Source organism: Sunxiuqinia indica, assembly GCF_009847015.1.
GTDB classification, from domain to species: domain Bacteria; phylum Bacteroidota; class Bacteroidia; order Bacteroidales; family Prolixibacteraceae; genus Sunxiuqinia; species Sunxiuqinia indica.
In genome coordinates this window covers 197736-216272 of sequence record NZ_WVEM01000007.1, presented here as the reverse complement: position 1 = coordinate 216272, position 18537 = coordinate 197736, and the positions used below count along the sequence as shown (strand labels likewise).

The 18537-nt window shown below is 43.0% G+C and carries 8 protein-coding genes; all 8 read right to left on the bottom strand.

Going from position 1 to position 18537, the window contains the following annotated elements:
- Positions 1–7: 7 nt before the first annotated feature.
- The 8 genes from GR929_RS12375 to GR929_RS12340 all read right to left on the bottom strand — a co-directional run bounded on the left by GR929_RS12375 (position 8) and on the right by GR929_RS12340 (position 18251).
- Entirely contained in the window at positions 8–2311 is a 2304-nt protein-coding gene (locus GR929_RS12375; RefSeq protein WP_159520250.1) for a DUF5703 domain-containing protein, read from the bottom strand.
- A gap of 114 nt (positions 2312–2425) precedes the next feature.
- Complete coding sequence (locus tag GR929_RS12370) at positions 2426–3862, bottom strand: sialate O-acetylesterase (RefSeq protein WP_159520248.1); 1437 nt, start codon at positions 3860–3862, stop codon at positions 2426–2428.
- A gap of 26 nt (positions 3863–3888) precedes the next feature.
- Entirely contained in the window at positions 3889–7353 is a 3465-nt protein-coding gene (locus tag GR929_RS12365; RefSeq protein ID WP_159520246.1) for a glycosyl hydrolase, read from the bottom strand.
- Positions 7354–7373: 20 nt separating this feature from the next.
- On the bottom strand, positions 7374–10667 hold the full coding sequence (locus tag GR929_RS12360; RefSeq protein ID WP_201300993.1) for a glycoside hydrolase family 2 TIM barrel-domain containing protein: 3294 nt from the start codon (positions 10665–10667) through the stop codon (positions 7374–7376).
- An 86-nt stretch (positions 10668–10753) separates the two neighbouring features.
- Complete coding sequence (locus GR929_RS12355; RefSeq protein ID WP_159520244.1) at positions 10754–11830, bottom strand: mandelate racemase/muconate lactonizing enzyme family protein; 1077 nt, start codon at positions 11828–11830, stop codon at positions 10754–10756.
- A 16-nt stretch (positions 11831–11846) separates the two neighbouring features.
- Entirely contained in the window at positions 11847–14276 is a 2430-nt protein-coding gene (gene galB / locus GR929_RS12350) for a beta-galactosidase GalB (protein WP_159520242.1), read from the bottom strand.
- Positions 14277–14289: 13 nt separating this feature from the next.
- Entirely contained in the window at positions 14290–15414 is a 1125-nt protein-coding gene (locus tag GR929_RS12345; protein WP_159520240.1) for a glycoside hydrolase family protein, read from the bottom strand.
- Positions 15415–15452: 38 nt separating this feature from the next.
- Complete coding sequence (locus tag GR929_RS12340; RefSeq protein WP_159520238.1) at positions 15453–18251, bottom strand: family 78 glycoside hydrolase catalytic domain; 2799 nt, start codon at positions 18249–18251, stop codon at positions 15453–15455.
- Positions 18252–18537 lie beyond the last annotated feature (286 nt).

Below are 18537 nucleotides of genomic sequence, written 5' to 3'. Positions count from 1 at the left end.
CGGTTAGTTATTTATTGGTTTCGTAGCAATTGACTACATCTGCAGTTCTGCTTTCAGGAAAAACTTTTAGCGATTCAATTTCGCCCTTTTTCAGAACGACTTCTATTGTTGTTTGATCGGATGCATGTAGTTTGAAATGGACATCCCATTCTTTGGGCCATGCAGGAAATATGTAGATTTTATCATCTACGGTTTGCATCAGCATTTCCTGAACACCAATCATGCCCGACCCACCCCAATTGTGATCGGGCACCCAATCGAATCCTGGCCCCCAGAAAGCCGGAAATCGTCTGCCGGAATTTTTCATTTTTGCAACACACAAATCTGCCGCTTCATCGGTCAATCCCAATCGAGCAGCAAAAATCACATCTTGCTTCCAACCAATATGGCTTCGAAATTTTACAGCATCCGGATCATACTTCCACGTATTGATAGCAATGTTCAAATCAGGCTTACCCACACCGTAAATTCCCCACGGGTAAACCGGGTACAACTGTGGCACTTCAGTATTGTTGACCCGCTCCCACAGCTTTGCCGGAGCTATGGTTTGATGGCCATCATGCTCCGTAAAACTGATTGGAGGAATCCGATTCAGCATCGCCTTCCATTTTTCACGATCAATTTGGTCATCATATTTATTGGGCAATGCAATCAAACGTTCCAGCACTATTTTCAAAGCGGCAATAGTGGTTGTCGAATTATAAGCCATCTTATACGTTTCGCAGGCTGACCCGGGATAAAGTACCAAATGACCATTTCCATCGAGTGTTTGGCGCCCGCGCTGCGTCGCCAAATATTGGTAGTGCTCATCAAAAAACGTCAGACAACTCTTGATCAAAGGCAGATAATCTGAGAGGTCATTTCCATTGTATCGAGCGGTTTCCAATATCATAAAACAAAATTCCAGCGAGGTATCGTACTGTCGTCCTTTCGGATAATCGTCAGGTCGATCCCAGTTATACTCGCTACCATTTGGCAAGCCAAAATTTTCTATTTGCTCGGTAAAACAAGCGCCATCATGTCCCCAATAAAACTGACTTCGCAAGGTTGCATTGTGCAGTAACCTCTTGTAGAAGTTGAATTGAGGCTTCATCAGCTCAGAATCGCCACTCTTAAGCATCGGGAAGTATACCAACCGCTGATTTTGAGCAGTAAAAGTGCCACCTCCCCAATTTCGGAAGTCGGGTGTAAAAGCGCGTGTAGAATCAGTAAAAACGGGATCGACGGTGAAAAGTCCGCCATTAAATTTTGTGGGATAATTACCATAAGCATTGCATCCAAGCATATAACGAAACAGCTGATAGTTTCGCCCTACCTGCCAAACCGTATCTGCTTCAGCGGCATCATCTGAATTGATAAACACAAAACTTCGTTCCCACAACTGCTGCCACCAGACCGTTGTATTTTCAAAAGCAGTTTTCCGGTTATCACGAGCCTCCTTTTGCAATTGATCTATTTTCGAGCGCCATTCGCTGCGACTATCAGCAGTAGTCAGAAAAATTTCAAATTCATGCGATTTTGATGGTCGTTTGCTTTCCAAAACCCAGGATTTGAAATTCGTATTCTGATACCTTCCATTTTCATTCCCCGCAGCAATCATGTTCTCGCCAGTCATAAATCCGCCAAAAGTCAACCCGGCGATTGGATTATAGAGCGAATCTTTAACAGCTTCCATTCCTTGCTGTTTCACCGTCACATCAAAAACAGTCTCCGAATTATTCTGATGCATAAACTGCACGCCTCCATCTGAAAAGAGGATTTGGTCGGCATACGTTTTCAACCCTTCAGGATTTACCCATTTGTAAGAATTCTGAAAATTCTCCAATTTCCGAAGAAAACGATTCTGATACCGCCAACTTTCGTAATGAGCTTGTGCGTTGACTCTTTGAGAGGCATTAACCTCAACATGAACAACAGGCCGAAAGACATCCACCCAAATTTTCACGTCGGCTGCTAAATCTCCCTTTTTAGCACTTAACGAAACATAGCCATCTTTTAAATGAAGTTCTTGCTTAAACACGCCTCTATCAAATGGGTTGGGATTCAATTTCAACCTGACCCGACCTAATTTCAGGAAGGAATTGTTTTCATCAAACGTACCACTTTTTGAAAGGTAAAACAGCACATCGCCATCCTCCGACCACACATTCAACCCAATATCGCCACCCCCACAGGGCATCGATTCTGAAGAATTTTCACTTGACGTATTCCAAACCACATTGTATTGATCCAATTGCGTTGGCTGAGCCTTCAGATTTTGTATTAAAAATACGCAACTTACGATTATCAGGAATGAATAGTGGGTCTTCATAGTTCAACAATTATAGGTTATTCTGAACTTTAGCCTGCCGGCTGTAATTGCTTCAGATTATCTTTTTAACCAAAAACAGCTCCTGAAATGAATTGAGGAGCACCAATATGTGACTTACCAGTCATCGGTTCTGAATGAAGAAACTGGTAATCCATCAGTTCCGAAAAGAGTTCCAACAATGAAATCTTTAAAGGCGTAGCGCACAGCAACAGGTTTTTCAACCCGGGGAGATGAAACAACAACCGACTTTGTGCGCAAAAAAACATCGGCGGGGTAAAACACTTTGTTTTCTCCGGCAATTTCAAAACCAGTAAGCTCTTTGCCGAAGGTAGTTAACCCATTTGCTACATCTTTAAACGAAACAACAACCTGACTGCCTTTTACTTCGAAAGCATCATAGGCTGGGCTTTTGTAGCTAAAATCGGGCAAATCGTATGTTTCTCCCAAAGCCCACAAAGCAAGGCGTTCACCACCCTCTTGTTTGTGCATGGGGTGAATACAAGTCTCTTCGCCCACATCCATCAACACTGCCATTCCACTGTTGGGAATATCATCCAAGGCTTTTCGCTGGGCATCGCGCAAATAAGCCGAATTATATTTCTCTTTGACATCTTCGGAACTATAAAATACCGAATAATCAAACGGAGCAATTTGTGCGTAGTAGAAAGGAAAATTGCCAATTCCCCACAACTCTCGCCACTCGTTTACCATTGTTGGAAAGAGCTCTTCGTAACGATCAGGTTCCTGGTAGTTTGTTTCACCCTGGTACCAAATGCACCCTTTCATTCCATAGCCAATTACCGGATTCAGCATGCCATTGAAAAGTACGGTTGGAGTGCGATTGGGAACCGGGATAGTATCTCCTGGAGCGGGCACTTGTTTACCTTCAAATGCCACTGATGTTTCGGGGCTCATCCAAGCCTGAACACAGGAGCCGCCGTAGCTCACTTCGATCAATCCAATGGGCACATCCAGCATTTCATTGAGCAGTCGTCCGAAATAATAGCCTGTAGCACTGAAATTGCGAATTGCTGCAGCATCGGCCACTTTCCATTTCGCTTCAAAATTCTCCTGAGCAACAGTTTGTGAACTACGTGGCACGGTGATTACACGAATATTCTCGTTGTTTGATTTCAGAATATCCATATTGGAACCAAGCACCGGCTGCCCGCGAAAACCTTTCATGGGCATTTCCATATTCGACTGCCCCGAACACAACCAAACCTCGCCAATCAGAACATTCTCGATGGTTAATGCTTCACCATCACTAACGATAATTTCATAAGGTCCTCCTGCTGCAGGCGTTTCCACCATCAACTTAAATTTACCATCCTTTGCTGCTTTTGCGGTATACGATTTATCGTTCCAGGAAGTCGTTACGTTTACTTCCGATCGGGCATCAGCCCAACCCCAGATAGCAACTTCGGACTGCTGCTGCAACACCATGTGATCAGCAAATAAAGCGGACATTTTCACTTTGGCTTGCACTGAACTAAAAATAGCAACACAAGCAAAAAACAGGAGTACGAGTTTACATGTAATTTTATTCATTTTGAAAATTTTGATATTGTATTTTTCTATTTTGACTGACTAATTTTTACCGGTCCAAACAAGCCGGCTGGAAGCAATGGACGGCCCTCCAATCGATAGGGAGCAGTTGTCCAGCTTACCCGTTCCTCTTCGGGCAAATCATGATCACCAATCAGGCGATTTGCCCATGTGTTGGTCACTTCAATTTGCAAAATATTTTCGCCTTGTTTTAATGCACCATCAATCTGCAAACGAAATGGTGGAGTCCAGCTTACTCCAACATTTTGCCCGTTCAACTTCACTTCAGCGATGTTCGCAAAGTCTCCTAATTCAATCCAGTAACTGGAATTCTCATCAATACTTCCTCCAAATTGAAAAACCTTGGAATAAGTTGCCGTGCCTGAATAATAGCGAATCCGGACATCCTGATTTTTACTCCAGTCGGTTAACCTTGAAAATGCGACAGTTTTTTTAGGGCCGCCAAAAGCCGGATCAAAATTCACCTGCCAAACACCATCAATCGTTTCAATGGTTTCTTGTTCAATCCAATTGTTTTCACCTACTGTACTTTCTGAAGATGTACCTTCTTTAAATACCACAAACAATGACTCATTCGGACTGAATTTATAAGTCAATTTTGTACGACCATTTTCATTTTCCCAATTGTTAACATCAATCGTATCTCCCGTAACCGGATTATAAATCTTCGGTATTTTACTTTGAATGCGGAACGACAATTCCAGCACTCTTTCTTCGTCCAACTGATTCGCAATGAAATAAATATCCTCATCACCCTCATTTCGATGATTCCAGGCCATCATCTTTGCGGCATTACTTTCTTGATCAATGGATTGAAAGTCCTTCTCAATTCCGACCAGGTCAAACGAAGAAGCCCGATATGGTCCTTGAAGAATTCTCCCTTTGCCTTTTTTCCACATCTCAAATTGGCGCCCATCCACATCTGAAATCATTTTACGATCGCCACGAAACAGCTCTTCGACTATCGTTTTCAACTCCTCATCGTTCGACAATTCCGAAGTCATCCCAATTGTGCGGGTTGGTTTATCCATCATCAGAATAGTTGCTCCATCCTCGGCTAGTTGTAGTAACCTTTGTGCTACTTCAACACTCATCTGCTCACCACCGTGTGGAGCAATTTTACGATTACCCGGAATAATCAGCATTCCGTAATTTGCGCCACCCGGCAACACAATCCGGCCATCTTCAACCTTTGCTAATCGAACTAAAGCATCTTTATTGAAAGAATCATACGCGTAGCCATTCAGCGGATCAACCCATTCTTCGGGGTTTGCCATATTCTCCTGGGTGGTTACTCCCTGAGGACGCACCCACGTTGGAGCTCCTTCGTTTGCTAAACGGATTTGCTCAGTCTTTACCCGTTCCTCACCCATAATTCCCGGTAAAATATCAACCAAACGATCGGGTAATAAAGCTCTTCTGGGAACTTCTTCACCAGTAAATACCGCAATATCAACAACCGGATTTCCTTTTTGTAACTGGCGTTGGCAATTGGTCAGATAGGTAAAAAAAGCTCGGCCGGGCTTCCACCAGGTTTGATCGCGTTGAAAATACGTTCCAATCTTATCCAGAGTCATTCCGGGCTTGCGATCGAGCCAAGGATTATGCGCATAAACATGGGGAACAATTCGATTGATTCCATCTGCAAAATTCCGATCAACAGTCGTTTTCAGCATTCCCGGGTGTTCATCCCAGTCGAGTCGTATTTCAGTAAAACTTTCGGCCTGAATAATCTTTTTCCCATAAACATGGGCCCCCGAAACAGCATCTAAAATATCGTTTGGTTTGTCGTGCGAAGGACTGCGAAACCAGAACTCCCCCATCGGAATATCAACATCTTTAAAGTGTAACATTCCATCTGTCACGCCCACCGGAGCGACACTTTCAGCTGCAAACAAGCATCCTTTTGCATGAACTTCATCAACCAGCACCTTATAAAAGTTATCATTAAACAGTTCGGCAACCGTTTTCCGAACATCAGCCAAAACCCGTTCCGAAAAACCACTATTTTGAATGGCAACGCCAGCCATGAGTGGCAAATAGGTCGTTATATCGTAACCCCTGCGTTTTTTAAATTCATCCTGAAAAACCGGAGACCAATTCTGACTTCCACATTCCCAACTATCAATCAGAAAATTCTTCAATACTTTTGGTGCGAGTTCCGCCCCTATTTGTCGGAAAGCCTCTCCAAACCAATGGTCGAAGTGTAATCTCACCACTTCGGGATTAAACTTATCGCATTCCAAGCCTTTTCCGGCACCACCAACGTAGTTTTCATGACCGGTTGATGTGTGTCCCATCCGCAAGATCACCCATTTTCCATCAGGAACACTCCAATTCAAACGGCCATCAGCTTGTAATGATTCGCTGATATTGATCAGTTGATCCTTCGGAACGCAGGCCGAAGCGGGTAACAGTCGATCGTCCGTTTTAGAGCTAATTCGCCAAATGCTTCCATTCTTCCCTTCAAACTGATGAATTTTAGCTTCTCCAGATAATTCCAGTCCTTTAATTCTGAGGGTTGGACTCCACTTGGCATCATCCAAATCCTCAGCACCCGGTTCAGAACCTTTGGGATCATAAACAAAGCGAAAATAGCGAGCAGTTACCGGTTCAATCGTTTGAGTGGCATCAGCATCTAGATCCAACCAACCAGCGCGCGGAGGCACTAACCGGGTATGTCTTTTAAAAAGAGTGCCGTCATTGCTCGTTTCAATAATCAAACGATTCGACTGGTAATTATTCCATCCGGTATTAATGACAACAGAACGACAGGTAAACGGCTCATCAAAAGCAAACTGAATCCAACATGGTTCATCGGTTGAAAACTGTTTGTCATTGTCTTTTCCTGCCAAAAACTGAAGATCTTTCCCTTTTAAACTGGTGGTTACAACAGGTTGTAGATTATATGAGCTCATCCCTGCCCCATCAACAGCCGGATAAGCAAACGTGGCGATGTCTTCATAATAATCTTCGTACATTTCAGGCTGGGGCAACTTGTCATTAAAGATTTGCGAACCATCAACAACCGTATCTGCCCAAACGACTTTCTGCATCGACATTTCGGGTGTAATCCACGGACCTCCGGCACAGGTAAAGCCGTCAGTTCCGTTCATTCCTAATTCCAGCCCCAAACGATCGGCCTCACTCATCGCATGTTTTATCATTCCCCACCATTCCGGAGATAAAGTCTCTACCGAAGGGTCGAATAAAGGAGGCTCAGTAACTCCGCGAATTGAGAATATATAAGCACCGCCAAGTCCGGCACTTTTCATAGCTTCTAAGTCAGCCGTAATTCCTTCTTTTGAAATGGCTCCATGTATCCAGTGCCAGAAGACTAGTGATTTTTCATTTTCCTCTGCTGTTCGCTGCTCCAATAGGGAGTCCTTCGTTGAAGAAGAATTTCCACATCCCTGAAGCAGAAGTGCTAAAATTGGAAAGATGACGACTTTATAAAGGTGTATGTTTTGCATATTTGATTTCAGAAGCTAGTTCAAAACTTAATTTTCCGAGCTGTTTGACTGAGTTTTTCAGCCTTTACCCGCGTTGGATACATGTAAAAACTGTAAGCATATCGCTGAGCGGGTATTTGATATTTCGCCAGTGGTGCCGCAACATCCGACCAGCTGTCGTTTCCACCCACGCCCATTTGTACCAAATCAATATTGAGGGTAATGAAACCGGCATCTTTCAGTTCATTCGTGTGCCTGGCCTCGTTGATATTTTGTTCGGTGTACGGCCAGGCACTCATGCTTAGCAGGCTATCGGCAACAACCAACAACCCATTGGATTGTCGATCGGATAAATACATCCAGCGAACATCAGTTCGGTTACCATTTTCCTGTGGCATCACGTAAGGTTCCATGAACAGTTCAATAGGCAACTGATAGATTTCCGCAGGAAAGCCTTCACGGCGATCGATGTAGTTTTCGTAAAGCCCACGTCCGTACCAGGCAATCTGATCATAGCTTCTTTTAATTCCGCATTGCATGCCCACCTTTGGAATATTAGGCAAACGATCAAGCGGCTCCAACAGGTAGTTCACCTTTACAACACCATCGCCATAAACCTGATAGTTCACGGTAACAGTTGCCTTACCATCAATAAGTGAGTAGATGGCTTCAATAGCGACCATTCCCTCCGATTTTTTCTCGGCAGTTAACGATTTCAGCTCTGGGGTAGCTTCGTACCATTCTTTTAATTTCTCCTGCGGTTTCCATCCTCGTTCGTCGTTATCAGTTAAAGGGCGACTAAAGTTGGGAAGCAATGGACTGTATATTTGCTCCGCTTCTTTTAGTTTGTATGAGGTGAGTGCACCATTGGCTTTATCAATCAGCAACTGAAAATCATCTCCAAATACCGAAATTGACTGATCGTCTTGTTTCATCCGAACGGTTGAAAACATCTCCGACTTGGTTTGGGTTTGAGGAATTCCAGTCAATGCGAATTGGTTCGAAGCCACTTCAAACCCGGCTTGTGCCCATTCCGTTTTATGTGTGAGTGAAAAATGAATATCCGCTAAATATTCCAGTCCGGCTTCAAATCTTGGTAAATAAGACGACAAGTCGATCAGCGTGTCTTTGGCAGGAGCAAGATCAATGGTAGGTAGATCTACTGATTTAATAACGACTCCGTCTTCTCTTATCTTCAACTGAATATGATAACCACCAGTTGACTGCACCGAGTTCCGATTCGTAACTTTTACCAATGCCTTTTCAGCATCTACCAGCTCACATTCAACAGGCTGATAAACATGCTTGCACTCGTAAATAGCAGGTTTTGGTCGCCCGTTGGACGCAACAATCCCGTTGATGCAAAAGTTGTTATCGTTTAGCCGGGCACCAAAATCGCCTCCATAACCAAAAAATTGGTTGCCCAACGAATCTGTTTTCAATAGTCCCTGATCTTTATAATCCCAGATACAACCGCCAATCATTCGTGGTTGAGAACGAATTTGATCCCAAAACTCTTTCATATTACCGGTTGAGTTCCCCATTGAATGAGAATATTCGCACCAAAAAATCGGGCGATTGTCTCCATTCTCCTGATTAATTAAAAGGGGGCCGGTGTAAAGTGCCGGATACATGCGACTGATCATGTCAACATAAGCTTCATCCAATGGTGTTTGAATACGATGTGAATGATCTTTCGGATAATTGGGATCACCAAACGGTATGTAGCCCTCAGCATGCTGATCACCCATTGCCGGCTCGTAATGGATGGGGCGGGTAATATCAAAATCGCGTGCCCATGCCGCCATCGAAGCTGTTGCAGGACCACGGCCAGCTTCATTCCCTAAACTCCAAAAAATGACACTCGGGTGATTCTTATCTCGCTCAACCATTCGAACAACCCGCTGCATATGTGCATTCAGCCATTTCGGATCGTTGGCTAATTTTCCGCCCAAGCCATGAGTCTCAAAATTGGCTTCGTCAATTACATAAAGGCCGTATTTGTCGCACAAATCATATAAATACGGATCATTGGGATAATGACTTGTCCGCACACAATTAAAGTTGAATTGCTTGATTTGTTCGATGTCTTTTTGAATATCTTCTCTTGTGAGCGCCTTTCCCTTCACCGGATCATGATCGTGCCGGTTTACTCCGTACAAATAAGTGACCTTTCCGTTGATCAGCAACTTACTATCATCCTCAGCAAACTCTATTTCGCGAAAGCCAACTATGCAGCTTTTAGCTTCCAGCAAATTGCCATCATTATCTTTTAACGAAAGAACCAACGTGTAAAGGTTGGGGACTTCAGCACTCCACTTCAGTGGATTTTCAACTTTGGTTTCCAACAAACCAAATTTCACATTATCCAAGCGAGGATAGGCTTCTGTCAAAATTTCCTCAGCTGATTTTATTAGTGGTTGCTCAAATACTTTATTGTTTTCAGGATCGTATAATTGTGCTTCGAGCTTGTAGCCTTTTATCGTGTCGCCGGTCAGGTTTTCCAACCGCGGACGGATGCTTAAAACCGCATCTTTGTAATCTTCATCCAAATTGGTTTGATAATGAAAATCAGCGATTCGCAACTTAGGTTCGGCCAGCAATAACACTTCGCGCTGAATACCGCTTACATGCCAATGATCCTGATCCTCCAAGTAAGCGCCATCGCTCCATCGAATTACCTGAACCGACAGTCTGTTTTCACCTTCTTTTAAATAAGCCGAAATATTGAATTCGGAAGGGAGAAAGCTATCTTCGCCATAACCCAAAAATTGGCCGTTCACCCATACCTTGAATGCCGAACTAACGGCTCCAAAGTGCAAGGTTACATTCATATCGTTCCAGTGGTCAGGAACCGTAAATGTCCGTTGATACGAGCCGACTGCATTATAATCGTTCGGCACGTATGGCGGATTGATTGGGCGAAAAGGATAAACCGAACTTTTGTAAACGGGCTTGTCGTAACCTTTCAGTTCCCAATTCGATGGCACATCTATTTTATCCCAGCCCACAACACGAGATTTGTAAAAATCGCTGGGCGCATCGGCTGGTTTTATGGCGAAATTGAAATCCCACTCCCCATTTAAATTGAGGTAACGGGAAGTTTGCTCCCGATCACCAACCACTGCTTCCGATTCAGTTTCAAAAGAATAGGACGTTGCACGAGCTAAATCTCTGTTTAGCTCTGTAATCTGGGGATCTTCCCATGGCTCCGTGTTGTAAACATGCGGAACCGGAGGAATGGCTTCGGGCAATTCAATCAATCTTTGTGCGGAAGAATTTCCGGCAAAACTAAGAATTAAGCCAAACGCAAATATTGTAAATCGAATCATCATCAATAAGTTTTAAAAACCAAAAGCAAGAGTATCATCATCAACTAAAAATCCTGTCCATTGAGAATAACTCCTGTATTTTATCTATTTCAGTCAATTTCAGTCAAACATTCATCTTTAAAAGAAAATCCCCACCCCGGACGATCATGAGGTCGAGCCATTCCATTCTCGATAACCAATGGGTTATCAATTAACGGGTCGATCCAATCAAATGACTCAGCTCCTGCACCGTTTGGTATGGTGCACAACAGGGGAATATCGTAATCTTTGTAATAATGCGGCAATACCGGAACGTTAAAGCTTCCGGCCAAGGCGGCACTGTCGCGCCAAGATTCCACACCGCCGAGCCGCAGGATATCTGGCTGCCAAATGTCGATTGCGTTACGAACAAGCAATTCCCTGAGTGGAAGTGATGAATACTCACGCTCTCCCATGGCCAATGAAATACCCGCCTGATTCCTCAGCAATTGAAATCCCTGAAAATCGGTGTGGTTGATCGGTTCTTCAAACCAAGTAATTTGTAATTTCTGTGTAGCTTTTGCCAGTGATAAAGCCGAAGCAACATCCATCCCCTGGTTGGCATCCATCATGATATCAATCTCATTTCCAACAGCTTCCCTCACTAGCCGAAGTCGCTCTAAATCCTGTCGCCAGTTAGCGCTTCCAACTTTAATTTTCACCGCTTTAAACCCACGATTTTTATAATCAGTTACTTCATCGATCAGTTCATCAATCGTGTAAGAAAGCCAACCGCCACTTCCATAAATCGGAACCTCAGTTCTTGACGTCCCCAGCACTTTCCAAATGGGCTGGCCCAGTTTTTTACACCACGCATCCCACATAGCCATGTTGTATGCTGCCTGCGCCCAACGATTAACACCTTCCAAACCAAAATACTCGTTGGCCTGATTGATCTTTTCGAAAACCTTAACCGTGTTGAAAACATCTTCTCCAACAACTAATTGAGCAACATCTTGAAGTGCGCCTACAATGGCTTTCGGACTGTATTGAAAACTTAAAAGATATGACTCTCCAACTATTCCACTTTCAGTTTGAATTCGAAGAACAATGAATGAAATTTCAGTTAGCCTATGCGTTGCATCTGAAATAGGCTTTTCCAGCTGCGCCTTCGCTGAGAATAATTGATAGCCTTTAATTTTCGTCATCTTGATAAGAAATTTTCTAATTAGTCGTTTTAATCTCGATATTGGTCATTCCCAGTCCTTCACCCGAAGCAGAAACAGCTATTTCACCGACTTCTTCCGTTGCTTGCACAATCAGCAAGCACTTACCATTAAAAGCTTTCCGATAGTTTGCCTTGAACGGTTCCAAGCTTGCCTGGTAACCATTATCTACACCAGCGTTAAATCCATTTCCTGTTACTTCAAAATTGATCAGGTTATCAGCATCGGGAACCAAATTGCCATTTTCATCCAGCACTTTTACCGTGATAAATGATAAGTCGCTACCATCTGCCGAAATTGTATTCCGATCAGCAGTCAGTTCAATTTGACTAGGTTTTCCCGCAGTGTGAATTTCCTTTTCCATCACCTCTTCACCATCTTTATAGCTCACGGCTTTAATTCTCCCGGGAGAAAAAGGAACCCGCCACATCACATGAAACTGATCTTTCGGTATGGATTTCCGTCCTTGGGATACGCCATTGACAAACAGCTCCAGTTCATCGGCATTATTGGAATACGCCCACAGGTCGACCAACTGACCTTCTTCCCAATTCCAGTGTGGAAAAAGGTGAAGCATGGTTTTATCAGTCCATTCGCTTTGGTACATGTAATAAACATCCTTTGGAAAACCACATAAATCAATAATCCCCAAATAGCTGCTTCGTGCCGGATACGGGTACGGTAATGGCTCTCCAATATAGTCGAATCCAGACCAGATAAACATGCCCGGAATGAACTCGTTGTTTTTAATCACAGCCCAGGTATCTTCATGAGTTGCTCCCCAATAAGCAATGGCATTATCGTACGAAGAGGCGGTATAGTCGTCGTTCCCATCAAATGGCTGGTTATAGGCTGGTGGCCACACTCGCACGCTGTCCGATGGCATATCGTAATGTCCACGAGTGGAAAGTGCCGACATATTTTCTGATGCCAGCATGCATTCGCCCGGATATTTTTCTGGAAAATCCAGGTAATCTTTATGTTTGTAATTAAAGCTCAGAAGATCCAATGCACCCGATTTGTAGATGTTGTTTTTCTCCGGATCATTCTCGGTCAAAGCACTGGTCACCGGCCGTGTTGCATCCAGTTCTTTCACGATAGCAGCCAGCTCTCGAGTAATGGCGATTCCGGTTGTATCAAACTGCTCAGGAATTTCGTTTCCAATGCTCCAGGCGATGATTGAAGGGTGGTTTCGATCACGAAGCACCATGTCTTGCAAGTCACGACCATGCCATTCATCCCAGTAAAGATGGTATCCTTTCTTTGCCTTGGTTTTCTTCCATTCATCAAATGACTCATTAATTACCAGAAATCCCATTTCATCACACAGATCCAATAATTCAGGTGCCGGAGGATTGTGTGCCATTCGAATGGCATTGCAACCCATTTCCTTCAGAATCTCAAGCTGACGCTCCATCGCACGAGTATTTACAGCCGCTCCCAAAGCTCCCAAATCGTGGTGTTGATTCACACCATAAATTTTAAGATGCTCACCATTCAAAAAGAACCCTCTGTCGGGTGTAAATTCAAACGAGCGAATTCCAAATGGTGTTTCATATCGATCAACCAGCTCGTCCTGCCAGTAAATTTCAGTAATTGCATGGTAACGAGTTGGCGAATCAACCGACCAAAGTTTTGGATTGGGAACTTCAACTAGTTGAGATAGTGCGGAAATGGAATCAATGGCTTCTATCTGGCTGGTAGATTTTACAAGCTCAACTCCTTCAGCATCGAAAATCGTGGTTTTCACCTGAATGGGCTGAGCTGAACTGGTTGTATTTCGAACTTTAAGATCGAGTTTAACTTGTGCCGATTCCGTATTGATTTCCGGAGTTGTAACAAACGTTCCCCAATGAGCAACATGCACTGCTTGCTCGGGAACAAGCCACACATGCCGATAAATACCCGACCCGGTGTACCAACGCGATGCTGGCTGAGCCGAATTATCAACTTTTACAGCAAGTACGTTTTCTTCCCCTTTCGCATTTAAATAAGGAGTTAAATCATATCGAAAAGAAATGTATCCGAAAGGTCGCTTGCCAAGATAATGCCCATTGATCCACACTTCGCTATTGCGCATCACCCCATCGAAATCGATGTAGTAATTTTCAGCTTTTGACTCCGAATCAAGCTTGAATGTTTTGCGATACCAAGCAATGCCTGTTGGTAAAGCTCCACCTTCCGGGTTTGCAGGATTATCTTTGCTGAACTCGCCTTCAATGCTCCAATCGTGTGGTAAATTCAATGCCCGCCAATTCTGGTCATTATAATCAGGTTGAAAAGCCAGCGAATCATCGCCTAATTGAAACTTCCAATCTTTATCAAAATTTTGGCGTGTTTCAACAAGGTTCTCAGAGCAAGAAAAAAACCCGACAGCAAAGACGAATAAAGCGATAAGTTTTATGGAAGTTTTAAATTGGTTTGTCATGGTTAATTGCTATTTATTTGATCTCCGATTCTTCGTTTGAATTAAAAGTCATTTCACTTGTTCCGATGTCTTTTGATGTAGCTAATGCAATACCACGATTCCCCAATTGATCCACGGCATTGTAAAAATGATATACGATGTCATCATGTTTGATGACGTAAGCTTTGTGCGCAAATAAATTGTCGTATTCTTCAGATGGTTCAATCAGGTGAGGACCTTCCCACTGGGTCCAGTTCATCAGATCATAGGAACAGGCGAAGCTATTATAAACGACTGTTTTCCCGTCGGGCCAATAAGCACGGAAATAGAAAAGCACATAAACGTCGCCAATCTTTTGAATTACGGCATCACCTGTAATTCCCTTATGGTGATTCAAAATAGGTTCATCACCAAATCGCCGCCAGTTGACCATGTCATCCGATACCGCCATGGAAATTCGCTCAGCGCCACGATCCGGATTAATGCTGTCACCACGAGCGTTGTAATACATCACAAAAGAATGCCCCGTAAGCTTTCCTTTATCCTCAATCACAAAACTTTTATAAATAGTGCTGTTGTCGTACCAGCGGGCATCCGCATCAGTTGGCATCATTACCGGCTTGTCTAAACGTTTCCAATCGTGCAAAGTGGCAGGATCCTGATTCGTATAGGCCATCCCGATTGAGAGTATGCCTTTTTCGTAGCCGGTAGAATTTCCACCAAAATAACTTATCCAATATTTACCGTCATATGAATTGATGGAATAATCACCACCCCACTCATAGTCGATTAATGAAGGATAACCGGCTTTTTGGTTAACATCCCAATCGGTCGTATCAGAAAATTGCATAATTGTTCCTTGCTCATCCCAATGAATCAAGTCATTACTCCAAGCCAAGTGAGTTTCGTAACCGCGGCCGTCAAAAATAATATAAGTCATTACCCATTTATCATCGTGACGAAAAATAGTCGGGCAATCCATTTTGTACGAATTGCTATCCGGAACCAAAATCAATCCGTATTTGTATGGCGTTTTTACTTCTTCGTAAACTTGTTGCATTTTCTCTTCTGAAACTGTTTTAGGCAGCTCCTTTATTGGCGAAGAGCAGGCTCCTGCAAAAAGACCTGCCAAAATCAAAAAGACTAATTTCCTTCTCATCGGTTTTATTCTTGTATATCCGTTTTACTTTAAAAGTCCTATTTGCCATGCTGAACCGTAAACTTATAAACGCCGGAACCGGTTTCGTAAACCATACGATCCCCTTCTTCTCCCAAATATTTATAGGTCGGGTCGTTTCCAGCAACATCGCTTCCATTGTCTACTTTTACTTCTCCACTATATGGCAGGTAAATTTTTACGGTTGTATTGAAAGGAATTTCAATATTCAAGATAAATTGATCGGCTTTTTTCTCCCAATTGCTTTGAATTGTTCCGTAGGGAGACTCATACGAAGCCTTGACAAAATCAATATCTTCAACGATCTCAGGATGAATCACAACGTGCTTGTAGCCCACCGATTGATTACTTTGTCGAATTCCGCCCAATCCTTTGTAAAACCATTCCATAAGATGACCCAGCATCAGGTGGTTCATCGATTTTGAAGGCAGAGCCATCCATGATTCAGTCAGAGAAGTTGCTCCCTTTTTCAACTGGTAGCCATATCCGGGAACATCATCACGGTTATTCATTTCAAAAAGCAATTCAGAAGCTCCATATTTGGTTAAAGCATCTACTAAATAATGAAAACCAATATCTCCCGCAGTAATCTCGTTATTATTCGAATGAATTGAATCGATCAGGTTTTGCAGCACTTGTTGCTCATCTCCTGAAGGTACCATTCCCAGGCTTAAAGGCATGGCCATGGCTGTTTGACTTCCTGTCGAATAAAGCTTCGTTTCAGTTGTGTAAAACTCCTGATTGAAAGCTTCTTTAATTTTTTCGGCTAGCGAATGATACTTTTTCGCTTCTTCGTTTTTATTGAGAACTTCGGCCATTTGAGCCATTTGCCTTGCCGCATAAAAATAAGTGGCCGTAGCCACCAACGGAACTGGCGTTAGCTGCGCAAACCCCGGAGGATTTTGTCCAATGTCATACCAATCGCCTAATCCGTGCGACAAGGTATAGGCAGATGATTTGCTCTCCAGATAGCTCATGTAGTCATTCATCATTGGCCAGGCTTCTTGCATAACCGATGGATCGGCATACCATTTATAAATCATCCAGGGAACAACAACAGAAGCAACACCCCAGCTGGGAGAATCGCTAAAATCGGTATCGTAATAATCGAAATTAACGTATTCGGGAACAATGTTGGGAACCAGACCAGCTTCGGTCTGTGCATCCTTCATATTTCGAATTAAGCTCTTATACAACTGATAAATATTGAAATTGAAATGTACGCTCTCTCCCATCAGGTAAGTCTGCTCGATCCAGCCAAGCTTTTCGCGCGTGGGGCAGTCGGTCGATACGCTTTGTGAATTGCTTTTAATAGCCCAATTTATCAAGTCGAACGTTTGATTCATCAACTCCTTGGAACATTCAAATTGTCCGGCTTGGGGCATTGAGTTGCGGGTATGCAAAGATTTCAATTTTATAATCTCAGGCAAATTACCGGTTTCTTTTTCATCGTTTTCAGGTGATGCCCCGGTAACCTGCACATAGCGGAAACCATAATAGGTGAAACGCGGCTGCCAGCTTTCTGCTTCGCCACCATCCAGTGTATATGTATAAAAATACGGCGAACCGGAACCTCGCTGATCAATAGAGCCATCTTCCTTTAAAACTTCACCCGGGCGAAGCTGCACTTGTTGGCCTTTCTCTCCTCTTATTTTTAACGAAACAATACCGGATGCATTTTGCCCAAAATCGTAAATCCAAACACTATCGTTTAGTTGATTTACAGCAACCGGATCAAACGTATCCATTACCCGAATCGGATGGTTATTATCAGCAATCAGTTTTCCTGATGGTGCTTTTACTAGCTGCACCGGCTTCCAGTTTACGGCATCAAAACCTACCAGATTCCAGCCACTTTCTGCCAAGCGCGCATCGTAATCTTCGCCACCATAAATACTTGAAAAAGTAATAGGCGACGGCTTGGTCAGCCAGCTTTTATCCGAAACAATCGTTTGTGTTTCTCCATTTGTATAGTTGATCAACAACTTACAGATCATCTTTGGAAAGCCATAAGCGATAACCAATTTTCGGTAACGCTCGCGGTTGTTGTATAAAAAGCCATTGCCAACAATCACACCGATAGCATTTTCTCCCTGATTGAGCTGCGAACTAACATCGTAAGTATTGTAAAGTACCGTCTCATCATAATGAGTCCAGCCGGGTGTCAGAAAATCGTTGCCTACTTTATCTCCATTAATTGAAGCTTCGTATTGCCCCAATCCTGAAATAAATAAAGTAGCTGATTCTATCTCATTCGTCAGGTCAAACTCCTTGCGAAATAAAGGGACTACAGCCCTTTCTTCCACTTTATCTTTCGAAAGATTTCCATAACCTGTTACTCCTTCAACCACACGTTTCGATGAGTCCATCTTTTCGTAACCAATCCATTGAGCATTTTCCCAATCAGAATCGGATAGCAAACCCATTTGCCAACTAGCGATTTCACTCCAATTGGATTCGTTGCCCCAATTATCCCAAACCTTGACCTTCCAATAGTATTTTTTTGCTGACTCGAGCTGTTCTCCAGCGTAAGAAACATTTATAGATTGATTGGATTGCATCTTACCCGAATCCCATAAATTTCCAGCATTGTCAACAAGTTTCTCGCGACTATCTGCAACCAAAACCTGATAAGCAGACTGACTTGCTCCGCTAAGCTGAGATTCAACCACCCAACTAAGTATTGGATATCTTGACTCAATCCCAATTGGATGCTCCGCATTATTGCAAAGAATAGCTGTCACTTTAAGTTTGGCATGCTCTTTACTGCAACTATAAAAAATGCTAAATATGAGCAAAATAAGCAATAGGCGTTTCATTGGTTTGTTTTTATTATCAATCTCGGTTTTTAAGTGAAACTATCATTAAAACAGTTCTATTTTTTTACGATTTGAAGTGAAATAAATTACTCCTTGAAAACATTATCTAAATACCTAAAATCACAAAAAGAGAATTTCCGGTTGAAAAGCATGCCACACAGTTGTGAGACTCTTTTCAGATAATTTCCTAACTTTTAGTCGATTAATGATAACGTTTACATTTTATATATTACTGTTTTAATGGACTTTAATATTACAAAAATTACCAGATATTTGAAAACGTTAT